The organism is Leptolyngbya sp. Heron Island J (genome assembly GCF_000482245.1).
GTDB lineage: Bacteria > Cyanobacteriota > Cyanobacteriia > Phormidesmidales > Phormidesmidaceae > Leptothoe.
On sequence record NZ_AWNH01000006.1, the window covers coordinates 74,468 to 87,533 of the forward strand.

Genomic DNA, 13,066 nt, shown 5'->3' on the forward strand with positions numbered 1-13,066 from the left:
TTCTAAAAGGTATGCGCAAGTGGGTGTCCGTTTTGGGTTTTGTACAACAAACTTTCAAGGATAATGGCGTTAGTGTTGACATTGATCGCTTTGTTGGGACCAAGGTCTGGGTTTTCGTATCGCCCTGATAGATATCCTTTGTGCTCATCGGCAAGGTTTTGCACCGCTTGTCTAAGGATTTGGCTGTAGTTGTTGTCAGGTAAAAGACTACTCCAAGCGAAAGCTGCTTTTGTACTTAAGAAACGTAGGTCTGGGTGATTCTTTCCTTTTACATCTGTCGCTGGCCAAGACTGATTATCAGCGTAAACACTGTAGTAGAGGAAATAGGGTTTGCGATCAAGTGCATCTTCGTTTACTGCGGTTAGTATGCCCGTGTCAATATATCGATTTGCTTGAACCTGCAAGAGATTTTCAATTTGTGGTAAGATTGTATCGGGCCATCCTAACTCCATACCCCAGAGTAGATAAGGATCGTTAGTGAGGTGATTGCTAGCTCCTGAGGAACTGCGATCGCGCTGATCTACCAACAGCTCCACACCTTCCACGGTAACTCTCTGGGCAGGCGGATGATACAGAGCGTTATCGGCTTCAATTCCCCAAAGTTTGAAGCCATAGGCTGCATATTGTTCGTAGCCTAGGCGTCCTTCTTGCCAGTACTGCAATCCATTGCGACTCGCTCCGCTGCCCCACAGCCAACCATCTTTAACAGACTTATTTAAATCATAGCTGGCTACGATAGTATTAATGCGATCGCGAAACTCTGGATAATGGGTTTTGAGGGTGTATAGAGCTACCAGATATCGGCCTAGATCCAAGGCCGACCAGCCACTGGTCCCATTGGGGTCAGGCCGGTTACTCAATGTCCGTATTGTAGCTGTGTCAGTGCTATAGGCTTTGTTTGGTAACCTTGTTATTGGTAAGGGCAACTGTTCCAGGGTACGTAACAGAATCGATAACTTTTCATTTAACTCTGTTTCAGAAATCAGCCCCAGTTGACGAGCAGCATGGATGCCCAAAAGAGCGCTACCCTGGTCCCACCAGGTAGCCCAAGGTAGTCCGTCAACAGCATTAACCATACCGGTATCGGGATTCCAATTATTCTCAAAATACGTCCATGCCCGTTGAGCCGCTGCTCGATCTAGGGAATCTGCCATTTGTTCCACATTGTCCAAAGGTAGAGTCGGACTAACTAACTCAGATAGTTCAGATTGTGAAGGAGCCTTTTTTTTTTCCTCAAGCGGTATTGCCGGAAGAACTTCCTCAATAAGATCTCTGGGCAATAAGGCCATGTCTACTTCTGTATCTTTTGCAATCCAGTATGCCCCTTGCTCATTAGTCACCATTTCAATCGCTGGTCGAGAGCTTTCGGGAAGACCTAACCCCAACTCATCTCCATTACGAATTGCATCCCACCATGGAGAGTCCATATCGTCGTGGGGATAGATAAGAGGTTGTTGTCGAGTATTTTTATGGAGTAAAGCCTGAAGAATTAGACTATTAGTCGAACCTGTAAATCCAATGGCTCTGCGACCACCGTTCTCATAAAAGCCCTCATAGTAGCCTAGTTGTTGATTGTATAAATCTAGAGTTGCTAGCCATAGTTCTCGACCATAATCGTTATTGGGAAATAGGGTGTGATAGGCAAACGCTACAGCTGTACTGACTATGCGGGAGTTTGGGATAACGTTGCCCTGATCGTCCACAGCAACCCAAGAACGGCCATCGGACACAAGCGTGCTATGAACCACATAAGGGGCTTGATTCACCAGGGTAGTTCCCGAGGCACTAAATGTACCTGTCCGTCTATATCGGTTGGCTTCAGCCTGGTAGATCGCTTCTACTAGAGAACGGATTTGGGGGTCAAACCCAAATTCTAGACCGTACAAAATGAATGGTGTGCTGGTGGTATTTAATAGTTCGTTTCGACGACGCTGCTCTGGTTGAGAGCGATTGGTGGGAACCGCTTGTTCTTCCAGTTTAGCGGTGACATAATTGCCACCCACCGCTGAGCGAGAGGCATCAAATCCCCATAACTGAAAAGCACGGGCAGCATATTCTTCATAGCCGAGGATTTCTGCTGGTTTGACTCGGATGCGATCTCGACCCCGATCATCCTGGGCTAAACGCGCATTAGCAATACGACCATTTCTGACTACCCGCAGATAAGACCAGTCTAAGGCCAGCTGATCTACAACGTCGGCATATTCAAGATGACAGGTTTTGAGTGTATGCAAAGAAGCTAATAGACGCCCAATATCTAAGCCAGACCAGCCATTTCCTTGAGGGAGGGAGTTACCGCCGTAGTCAATAGGTTCTAAAGTCAAAGTGCTGTAGGAACGATGGGGGAGTTCTCCTGCAAACAGTTCAATTTCCTGCAGAGCCCCTAACAAATGTCGGACTCGCTCATCAAACTTTTCAGCATTAATCACATCCATAGCTCGGGCAGCATGGAGTGAAGCCAGGTAGTCTCCTATCCCCCAAAGCGTGACACCATCCAGGTCGCTGCGATCAGGGACTAGCCCTGAGGGTGTATGGTTAGCTTCAAAATATTGCCAGGCTGTTTTGGCATAACGCATATCCGTAACATTTAAAGGACTGGCTACGGATGAGCAAGCTGATGAACGCGGTTTTTCAACAGGAGCAATAGCCGCAACAGTGATCTTTTCAGGGGCTTCAGGCGGCGGTGCTGCCGCTGATGATGGTTCAGTCGATGGCGATGACTCAGGGTTACTGGCTGTTTCTAGAGAAAGTGTAGGAGGCGGTGGCTCAGCAGGTATCGGTGGCTCGGGATTACTGGCTGTTTCTGGAGGATGCGGTAAATCCCCTGTCGTTTCCCCTGGTGGAACAGTGGGCACTGAAATAGGAGCACTATCGCTTGCCAACATCGGTACATGTCCACGAGCTTTGTAGTAAAGGATCTCCAAAATCAGTCCATTACTGTTCCCAGTGAGAATGTCGTTGATAGGTGGCTGAGGGTCGTACAGCCCTGATTCGTAAATGCCTGCATAGTAGCCCCGACCAGAGTTAGTTGTATCCTTTACATGATCGAAAATTTTGTGGGCATAGGGATCATCAGGATAGACATAGCGCCATCCGAACGCAGACTTGGTGCTTAAAGTACGCAGTTCAGGGTGTAGTTCATTATTCTCCGTAATAACGGCCCAAGGCACACCATTGGAGTAAACCGTACTGTAGAGAAAGTAAGGAGCCTGATTAATGTTATCTTCGGAAACAGCCGTTAACAGACCTGTATCTTCAAAGCGTCGTTTTTGAGCTTCGAAGACTCGACGTGCATAATCCGCCTGATCACCTGCCAACCCAAATTCAATGGCATCCAGGATATAGGATTCACTTACAACATAGTTGTTAGCATTCGTTGTTTGAAAATCTCTAGTATCGTATGGGATTTGTAGACCATAAATATCTACGAAATCAAACGGATCGTAAGCTATAGCTTGAGACGCATCAAATCCCCACAATGCATAACCTCTCGCTGCATATTCCTCGTATCCTAATCGTCCTTCCTGGACTGGGAGCGTGCTATCGTCTGGCAGAACAGCAGCTCCATAGAGCATACCATCTCTGACCGAAGCCGCAATATTCCAACTGGAAAGAATGCCAGCTAGCCACTCAGAATACTGGGGATGACATGTACGCACAATATGAAATGCGGCTAACAGGCGTCCAATATCCAGGGCTGACCAACCGATGCCTCGCTCCAATGGATTGTTGCCATAATCCACCATTTCTCCAGTAGCACTGTTATAAACCTTGTTAGGTAGCGTATCTTCAAATAGGCGCAGCTGTCCCAAGCCAGTGAGAAACTTATTTAATCGGCTATCAAATTCTGCTTGATCAATTAACCCCATCCACCTGGCCGCATTCATGGCTGCCAGATAATTACCTAAATCCCACAGAGTTCCTGATGGATAGCCGCCTGCAGAATTGGAAAGCCCCGTGGATTCTTGAACATTATCCACAAAATAATTCCAGGCCGATTGAGCGTAGCCCGTTTCTTCGGGGGTCAAGGGCTGTGTAATAGCAGCACATTGTTCTGGACCGTTTTGTGCAACAACGGGAGAGATATGAAAAATGGATATACGTAGGGCAATAAATATGCCTACAAGCCAATAGGCAATCAATCTGATCCAGAATCGATGACGAGCCAATAGTGTTAACACTTCTACAGGAACAACTTATTTAAATACAGATTCAAATTAACTTAATGGTTGAGCTAATTGATGTTCTAGAAGATGAAATGCTCCACTTGCTTAGAAGCGGAATGTTGCCATGCGCTTAAATGAACAATTAAAAACGGATAAACTCTCTCTCTAAATGACTTTCTACAGAAACGATCAAAGATAATTTGGTTGCCGAACCAGTTTTTGGAGATAAACGTCTAATGGCATACTCCAAGGTGATGATCAACCCCAATGCTGTGGCAATACCTCCAAGCACTGTGAGCACTACCCAAATAGTTGGAGGCCCTATAAAGTCTTCTTCATTCATATGCATTACCACTTCAGCAGATGCAACAGCAATTGATCTGCAACAACTAGTGAACTCTATCGTAGTAGACAGAAAGAGGCAGCTTCTAAATTAACTTTTACCTTCACTATATATAATCAGTAATTTCAACTATTTTTAATGCAAAGTGATATATCTTGTTCAGCATCTTAGGCTTGCGGGTATATCTAAAGTAGTATCTACAAAGTCTAGAAAAAAGTAGTCCCTTTTTTTGAGCTTCAAATATAACTATAGATGGAAAAGAGTGATTCTAAAATTCTACTAATAGATGACGATCTCTTCTCACGCAAGCTATTGCAAGCAATGCTGCAAAAAGTAGGTTGTCAAATTGTTGAAGCTGATAGCGGTGAGAAGGGGTTAGAACTTTGTCAAAGGAATTCTCCTTCCCTCATCTTATTAGACGCCAAGATGCCAGGCATGGATGGGTTTGACTGTTGTCGCAAAATTCGGCAACTTCCCGACGGAGAGCATATTCCTATTCTGATGGTAACTGGACTTGAGGATCAATCATCAGTGGATCAAGCCTTTGCCTCTGGTGCCACTGATTATGTAACTAAACCTGTTCAAATGCCGATTTTAACAGGGCGTGTACGTTATTTACTGAAGGCTTGGCAGGCTGAGAAAGAAGTTCGGGAAAGTAATGAACGATTTCGGTTAGAGTTGCGTCGAGCAGCTGAATATGTGGAAGCTTTGCTTCCTAATACCGATGATTCTAGGAAATCAAAGGAGAATATTCAGGCAAATATTCAGATTAATGTTCAATATCAGCCTTCGCATACCTTAGGTGGTGATGCTTTTGACTATGCCTGGTTAGATGACAATCATCTGATGTTTCATTTGTTAGATGTGGCAGGACATGGAGTTAAATCTGCACTATTATCAGTCTCGATTCTGAATATCTTGCGGAAACGAACATTGCAAGGAGCTGATTTTTATAAGCCTGAAACAGTTTTGACGGCTTTGAATGATGTTTTTCAAGTTAGTGATAATGGTGAAGATTATTTCACTTTCTGGTATGGGATTTATAACACTATCAACCGAGAATTAACATTTGCTTCTGCTGGTCACCCCCCTGCTGTGTTGGCTATGCCTGAGGGTGACGACTATAAGACCTGCTATTTAGACAGTGATGGCATTGCCATTGGATTGTTACCTGACTTTCCGTTTGATGTAAGGAAAGTTGAAATTCCCATTGGTAGTAGTCTTTATCTTTTTAGTGATGGAGTCTATGAGATTCCGGTAGGAGATGACCACAAAATTTGGGGGTTAGATGCTTGGGCACAAGCTTTAAGGGAGCATAAAAAGACTAAGTCTACTAACCTGAAACCTTTGTCAGATAAAGCTTTTAGTATAAATGGCGGGACAAATTTAGAAGATGATTTTTCAGTTCTAGAAATATGTTTCTCAACATAATTCCTTAGGTGGATATACTCATCATCTTTATGACTTAAGTAACTTTGCATATTAGAGGAAACTAATAAATTTGAAATCGTTCACTATTTTTCAGGATAACTATGCATGCAGTATGATGCTGTTTGTTCAGCGCAGGTCTTTAATGAAATTGAGATCGCTAAGTTCAGAGGCTTTCAAATAGCCATTTCTTCGAGAACTCAAACAATTCTTCGAAAAATATTCTCTACGTCAGAGCATCATGCATTTGACTGATTACATAGATTTCATCTCAATGTTGAGAGAGAAAGAATGAAGTAGGAAGGCAACAACTTTACCCCTTAAGAGTGCTGGTGTCAAAAAAATACATGAGAGATCAAAAAACTAGGAAACAATTTATCAAACTTTTTATGAAAACAAGATTGGCAATTAGTGAGTTATTTGACCGTTACAGTATGGGGCAACGAGATTTTCGAGATATTGATCTGCACGATGTAATTCTAAGCTGGTCTAATTTGAGCGACATAGATTTAAGTGGTGCTAATCTCTCTATTTCTATTGTTGAAGGAATTTGTTTGTCGGATGCTAAATTATGTCAAGTTAATATGAGTCACTCAGACATTACCGTAGCTGATTTATGCTGTGCTGATCTAAGTCAAGCAAATCTCTACAAAGCGGATCTACGAGGTGCAGATTTAACTGGAGCAAATTTGACTCATGCGGATTTACGAGGTGCAGATTTAACTGGAGCTAACCTTAAAAATACCAAGTTTTTGAAGACTAATCTGACAGGTGCTCGATTCCGTAAGTCAGAATTGAGTGATGCAATTTTTTGCTCATAACTTTACTGTAATGCACTCTCACAAGCAGAGATAAATTAGCGGCAAACATACTGCTGAAAATAGGGAAAACAATGATGACTAATGCAGTTAGACCTCAAAACATTGAAGACCTTAAAGTGATTCAAGAAGTGCCTGTTGTAATTGCCAATAGCCAAGGTTTAATCACTTATATCAACGACTGTTTTGAAAGGGTTTTAGGGTGGTCCCGAGATGATCTCTTAGGAGAATTGATTACCATGATTCTTCCTAGTAGCTTTAAAGACTCTCATAATCTGGCGTTCTCTCGATTTCAAGTGTCAGAAAAGGCTACTGTATTAAATCATCCCCTAGAATTAATGACCATCACGAAAAGTCAACAGGAGATTATGACCGAACACTACATCATTGCAGAGAAAGTGGAAGATGATTGGTTGTTTGGCGCTATGCTTACTCCCCTCAATTAAGTCAGCATAATTGTCCAAGCTTATCACTTTAAAGTAAAAGAGATCTCCTAAATGTCTGTAGAGGCTGATCCTAAGGCATTAGAAAACCAACTACACACGCTACGTAAAACCTTGGGAAAGATGGAAGTGGCGTTAGATGCTGTGACTGATGCTATCGTCTGGACAGATGAACGAGGGCGAATACAGTGGTGTAATGCTTTATTTGAGAAGCTAGTTCAGAAGCAGCAGCTAATGCTGCTGAGTAAAAACCTAATTGATGTATTACCGCTTTCTCAAAGCAATCAAGTATTATCATCAACGGAACACCCAGGAAATTTAGCTTTATCGCAACAATGTCAGGGCACTAATTTCTATGATTTCTGTCAGGAAAACATTTTACGAATTCTTGAGATTTCTTGGGCTTCGATTCAATTTGAAGATGCGCAATCAACGAGTGCAGTATTAGCAATTCGTGACGTCACGGAAAGAAAAAAAGCAGAAGCAGAACTTGAAAAGTATCGAGAAAAGCTTGAGTCCTTAGTGGAGCAACGAACGCTTGAGCTAAGTAATGTTAACGAGCATTTGCAGGCTGAGCTATTAGAACGTCAGCGAGTTGAAAAACTTTTAGTTAAAAGTGAAGCCGCGATTCGTGCTCTTTATGAAGTCACAGCCTCTCCTAAACTAGATTTCGACCAGGCAATTGAAGAATTACTCAACTTTGGCTGTGAGCAATTCAACTTGCCGATAGGGGTTTTGTCTAGGATTCAAGACAAGCAGTATGAAGTATGCCTGGCTCGATTACCTACTCGAAAATCTGTTCAAAGAGTACTCTTAAATCTTGAGAATACATATTGCCAAGATGTGATTGCAAGTAATAAAACTCTTTGTATTCTTGCGGCAGGAGATACATCTTGGGCAAATAGTGCCTGCTACCAAAGCCTAAAGTTAGAAGCTTATTTTGGAACACCTGTCTCAGTGGATGGTCAAATTTATGGCACCCTTAATTTCTCAAGCCAGATAAAGCGAGAAGAGGCTTTTAGTGCTCTTGATAAAGAACTTTTACTGCTGATGGCACAATGGGTTGGTCGAGAAATAGAACGTCAGCAAGCTGCAATTACCCTCGCTAAGGCAAGAGATGATGCCCTGGCAGCTACTAAGACTAAAAGTGAATTTTTGGCGACGATGAGTCATGAAATTCGTACGCCTATGAATGCTGTTATCGGTATGACTAGCCTTTTGCTAGATACAGCTTTAACAGATGAGCAACGTAATTTTGTGACTACTGTTCGCAATAGTGGCAATGCATTATTATCACTGATTAACGACATACTAGACTTTTCTAAAATTGAATCTGGTCACCTTGAACTTGAAGCCTATCCATTCAATTTACGAGCATGTATTGAAGAAGCGTTTGATCTAATTTCTGCAAGAGCAGCTGAAAAGCAATTAGAGCTTGCCTTTCATATTGATTCAGCTGTTCATAATACATTTATGGGCGATGTTACCCGTCTGCGTCAGATCTTGGTCAATCTTTTAGGAAATGCAGTTAAGTTTACCCATCAAGGGGAGATTTCCATTTCTGTGACTCATTGGAAATCTTCATCACTAGCTGAGCCAGGTTCACAATCGCTGGCTGAAACCCATCAGAGTCTGTGCTTTGCGGTTAAAGATACAGGTATTGGTATTCCTGCCCAAAGAATAGAACGATTATTTAAAGCATTTAGCCAGGTAGATTCGTCTACTACACGTAAATATGGTGGTACAGGTCTAGGCTTAGCTATCTGCAAGCAGTTAGTTGAAATGATGGGAGGAAATATTTGGGTTGATAGTCAAGTCGATCAAGGTAGCACTTTTTTCTTCACCGTTACCGTGCAGACCGTATTAGAAAAAAGAAGCCATAGAAGTATTACAGTTCCAGCTCAGTTAGTTGGTAAACGCTTACTAATTGTTGATGATAATGCTACTAATCGCCAGATTCTTGAAAAACAAACTCAAACTTGGGGGATGCTAACCCGGACAACTGCCTCAGGCTCGGAAACTCTAAAGTGTTTTGAAAGAGGGGAAGTCTTTGATTTAGCGATTTTGGACATGCAAATGCCTGAAATGGATGGAATGACTCTGGCTCAAGAAATACATGCTCTCCCAGCTCAAAAAGCATTGCCTTTGATGATGTTAACCTCTGTGGGAAAGTATCAAATTTCTCAAGCGGACATTGAAAGACATTTTGTGGCATTTTTAAACAAGCCCATTAAGCAGGCTCAGTTGCTAGAAAATCTAGTTAGGCTTTGTGAAGGTGAATCTATCAAGTTTGAACAACCTAAAAAATTAGTGACAACGATTGATCATCATTTGGCTGAAAAATATCCGCTTCAAATCTTGTTGGCTGAAGATAATGGTGTGAATCAACAACTTGCAACACAGTTGCTTAAAAAGATGGGCTATCGTGCAGATGTAGTGGGTAATGGATTGGAAGTTATTAATGCGTTAGAGCGCCAATCCTATGATGTAATTTTGATGGATTTACAAATGCCTGAGATGGATGGCTTAATAGCAACACAAAAGATTTGTGAACGTTGGCCTGCTCCTGTTAGGCCTTGGATTGTTGCAGTTACTGCAAATGCGATGCAAGGTGATCGTGAGGCTTGCTTAAAAGCAGGCATGGATAACTATATTAGTAAGCCTATTCAAATTGAAGAACTTGTGACAGCTTTACAGCAAGTGCCCTCCCGTAGTTCTCGAGAAAATTTCCAAAGACAATCTGCAATACAAGCTGATGCAAAAGTTCAAGAGCATGAGGATGTTCAGTTGCTTGCTCAAGAATTAACAGAAGCTTCTTCAGTAAAGGATGGGAGACAGATTGATAAGGAAGTACGGGCTATAGAATCAGCTATAGATCATCATCAACTATGTAATTTGGTATCTATGATGGGAGGCGAAGTAGCCGTCTTGAAGCAACTGGTTGACACCTACATTAGTGAGTCACCTGATCTTATCCAGAGGATGGATAAGGCCGTTATACAGAATGATGCGTTGGCCCTAGAACATAATGCCCATACTTTGAAATCAAGTAGTCATGCTTTAGGGGCACTTGAATTGTCTAACTTATGTGCAAGATTGGAAAAAATAGGTCGTGAGAACCAGATGGATGATGCAACAAAACTTTTAGAAGACTTGCATGACGAATATCGCACAATAAAAATTGTATTAACAACAGATGTGAATAAATTGATTTTGTGTTGTAATTTTAACTAAAGTAATACAGCATCTATTCTTCAATCAACTATCATCTGTTAGTTTTAGTAGATATTTTCAGGATTGTAAGCGGAATAGGGAATTTTAATAATAAGTTATCTGGTTTAAGCTGAAATAATCTGCCGTGGTTATACTTGCCACGATTCTAAAAATACTATGGATGCAGCCTTAGATATAACTCCTTCCTCAGAGCATATTCCATTAATTCTAATCGTAGACGATGATGCCGTTTCGAATTTGATGCTTTCTGAAGTTTTACACAAAGACGGTTATAAGACTTCAGTAGTTGAAGATGGCCAGGCTGCTTTAATCGCATGTCAAAAAGAGTTGCCAGATATTATTTTAATGGATGCCGTTATGCCTGTTATGAACGGGTTTAACTGTTGTCGCTCGCTACATATATTGTATGGTGAAAATTGTCCTCCCATTCTTATGATTACAGGCTTAAATGATACCGATTCGGTAGAGCATGCTTATAAGGTAGGAGCCGTGGACTACGTAACAAAACCTTTTCATTGGGCTGTACTCCTTGGGCGTGTTCGTCAAGCTATCAGTTCTCATCTCGCTCATCAAAAGCTTAAACAAGCTTTAGCGAAAGAAAGATTACTCCTTAAAGAACTTAAAATTGCTAATCAGCAACTACATAGCCTTGCGACAATTGACGGTCTTACTAGTATTACTAATCGTCGTGTATTTAATGAAAGGCTTGAGGATGAGTGGAAGAGGTTATGTCGAGAACAATCACAACTTGGACTTATCCTGATTGATATTGACTATTTTAAGGCATATAACGATACTTATGGCCATCTAAATGGGGATAAGTGTTTATGTCAAGTTGCCAAAATAATTAATGATTGTGCTCGTCGTCCTGCTGATCTGGCCGCTCGCTACGGAGGAGAAGAATTTGCATTGATTTTGCCTAATACAGAACTTGAAGGTGTTATTCATGTTGGTAAATTAATACAAGAGCAACTGCGAAATCTTGCTATTCCTCATGTTTCATCTAAAGTAAAGTCTATAGTTACTGTAAGCATTGGGGCAGTCGCTATTGTTCCTGCTTTTTCTAAGTCACCTCAAACTTTAATCAATTGTGCTGATCAAGCACTTTACCATGCTAAAAATAATGGTCGGGACTGTGTCATTGCTTTGTCCAATTCTATGATCGTTGAGTGAGGTTGTTGTAGTCCTCGTAGGAGAGTGCTCTAATGATTTAGCCTTTAAAGGCCTGAATGTGTTGCGTCTATACAGCCAACAGTTGGATCTCAATTAATTTTGATGTCTTTGTTAATGCGCAGCATTGGTGATCTATTGCTGATTGACTGACAAAAGTTTAGTCAGGATTGAACAGAGTAGTAAAGACCTGAAATTCAAACTGAAAGGAGCGTTTTTCATGCTGCCAGCGAGAGGCCATCGCCGGGTCAGGGTCGATGTTAGACGAGAATAAAACACGATTCACTAGCTGCCAGCCATCGAGTAAGGCCGCATGAATCCAATCGAGACCAATACGAAAATAACTATTGCCGCGAAACCAATGAGTATCAACCCATCTCCGCTTGCCTGACTCAACGACAGCAACGCCCTGCGCGGTCACGTAAAGTGTCGCGAGCGCTAAGATGAAACATAAACGTGAGAGGTCACAAACCGAACGAATCTCGGACTTTTGCAAATTCCAACCGCTGGACTGCTCATCCTTGAAAAGTTCCTCGATATCGAAGCGAAAGCCATACTCCTGCAATGTTTTGAGCGTAGTGGGTTCATCACTGACAACGACCCAGAGTTCGCCATTGAGAGGATTGCGACCGACGATGACATGGACTGGACCATACCACTGTCGCTTGTGCAGTTTAACCGTGTGGAAACAGCGCACGTCACCAGCTGCCAGATGCACTGAGGTCGCTTGTATCCAGCCTCCGGTAGAGCGCCATAACCACGTGTTGCTCTTGAGTCGAATGCGATAGTGCCAACCCAATTGGCCCAAGGCTTCCATTGCATCAGTGTGAATACATCCTCGGTCCGCCAGCAGAACAACCTTCACGGCCTTCGGCAGGTATCGAGCCGCATGCATTAACATCTCGTGATACTCGCTGAAGGCAACGGTTGCACTCGAATGCCTGAGCACACGCCAAGACAACGGGAGGGCGCGTCCTCGGTGAACCACGGCTAACCGAATCAGACAGTACTCATCCCAAAACTGGGTGGTGTCTAAGCTCACATACAGACACTCGTCTTCCCAATTCGCCAACGCAGCTTGAATGATTGGCTTGTACAACCGATGTACATTGATGCGTGGATTCCCGAGCCAGCGACGTATACGACGTTGGCGACTTTGCGCGTACTGCCCTCGGCAGGGAATATACTTGGCCCACTTCGTTAGGTTCACTTCACCGGTATGAATCAGCGCAACGACCATCCATAGACATGTCGTTAAATGAGTGAGATGTACCCAGTTTTCGCCTTGACCTAGCCAGGCTTTCAAGGCATCGTAGAGACGGGAGTTTTTTTCACAGCGTTTCTATAATTTGAGTGGTATCTAATTCTAGAGTGCTGGACTCCCACTTCCTTTTCAATTTTCTACAATCCAGAACTGACGGTCACTTCAACACTAGAGACAGTATCTTTTGTCAGTCAATCAGG

The 13,066-nt window shown here is 42.6% G+C and carries 8 protein-coding genes; 5 read left to right on the forward strand and 3 right to left on the reverse strand.

Annotated elements, in window-relative coordinates; genetic code table 11:
- Nucleotides 1–2 precede the first annotated feature (2 nt).
- Together N836_RS41030 and N836_RS41035 are read right to left on the reverse strand one after the other, a co-directional pair.
- On the reverse strand, nt 3–4,181 hold the full coding sequence (locus tag N836_RS41030; protein ID WP_023070314.1) for a DUF3131 domain-containing protein: 4,179 nt from the start codon (nt 4,179–4,181) through the stop codon (nt 3–5).
- Between the two features lie 127 nt (nt 4,182–4,308).
- Nucleotides 4,309–4,509 carry a hypothetical protein gene (locus tag N836_RS41035; RefSeq protein ID WP_023070315.1) on the reverse strand — a complete coding sequence of 67 codons (201 nt, stop codon included), beginning with the start codon at nt 4,507–4,509 and terminating at the stop codon, nt 4,309–4,311.
- Between the two features lie 252 nt (nt 4,510–4,761).
- Between N836_RS41035 and N836_RS41040 the strand changes: the two genes are divergently transcribed.
- The 5 genes from N836_RS41040 to N836_RS41060 all read left to right on the forward strand — a co-directional run bounded on the left by N836_RS41040 (nt 4,762) and on the right by N836_RS41060 (nt 11,605).
- Nucleotides 4,762–5,940, forward strand: coding sequence for a PP2C family protein-serine/threonine phosphatase (locus N836_RS41040; protein WP_023070316.1), 1,179 nt, complete (start codon nt 4,762–4,764; stop codon nt 5,938–5,940).
- 344 nt (nt 5,941–6,284) lie between these two features.
- Nucleotides 6,285–6,758, forward strand: a complete 474-nt coding sequence (locus N836_RS41045) for a pentapeptide repeat-containing protein (RefSeq protein ID WP_235071002.1) — start codon at nt 6,285–6,287, stop codon at nt 6,756–6,758.
- A 71-nt stretch (nt 6,759–6,829) separates the two neighbouring features.
- Nucleotides 6,830–7,201: a PAS domain-containing protein gene (locus N836_RS41050; RefSeq protein WP_023070318.1), complete on the forward strand. Its 372-nt coding sequence runs from the start codon at nt 6,830–6,832 to the stop codon at nt 7,199–7,201.
- A gap of 51 nt (nt 7,202–7,252) precedes the next feature.
- The gene (locus tag N836_RS41055) at nt 7,253–10,432 is read left to right on the forward strand and encodes a response regulator (RefSeq protein WP_023070319.1); all 3,180 of its coding nucleotides are present in this window, start codon (nt 7,253–7,255) and stop codon (nt 10,430–10,432) included.
- Between the two features lie 156 nt (nt 10,433–10,588).
- Nucleotides 10,589–11,605: a GGDEF domain-containing response regulator gene (locus N836_RS41060; RefSeq protein ID WP_023070320.1), complete on the forward strand. Its 1,017-nt coding sequence runs from the start codon at nt 10,589–10,591 to the stop codon at nt 11,603–11,605.
- 157 nt (nt 11,606–11,762) lie between these two features.
- Here the strand turns inward: N836_RS41060 and N836_RS77340 are convergent, their stop codons facing one another.
- Nucleotides 11,763–12,908, reverse strand: a complete 1,146-nt coding sequence (locus tag N836_RS77340) for a transposase (protein ID WP_152532018.1) — start codon at nt 12,906–12,908, stop codon at nt 11,763–11,765.
- Nucleotides 12,909–13,066: the final 158 nt, after the last annotated feature.

What these genes read in the sequence shown, in the direction of transcription:
- N836_RS41035 (WP_023070315.1), bottom strand. Translation starts at nt 4,509, where the DNA reads ATGAATGAAGAAGACTTTATAGGGCCTCCAACTATTTGGGTAGTGCTC.
- N836_RS41040 (WP_023070316.1), top strand. Translation starts at nt 4,762, where the DNA reads ATGGAAAAGAGTGATTCTAAAATTCTACTAATAGATGACGATCTCTTC.
- N836_RS41045 (WP_235071002.1), top strand. Translation starts at nt 6,285, where the DNA reads ATGAGAGATCAAAAAACTAGGAAACAATTTATCAAACTTTTTATGAAA.
- N836_RS41050 (WP_023070318.1), top strand. Translation starts at nt 6,830, where the DNA reads ATGATGACTAATGCAGTTAGACCTCAAAACATTGAAGACCTTAAAGTG.
- N836_RS41055 (WP_023070319.1), top strand. Translation starts at nt 7,253, where the DNA reads ATGTCTGTAGAGGCTGATCCTAAGGCATTAGAAAACCAACTACACACG.
- N836_RS41060 (WP_023070320.1), top strand. Translation starts at nt 10,589, where the DNA reads ATGGATGCAGCCTTAGATATAACTCCTTCCTCAGAGCATATTCCATTA.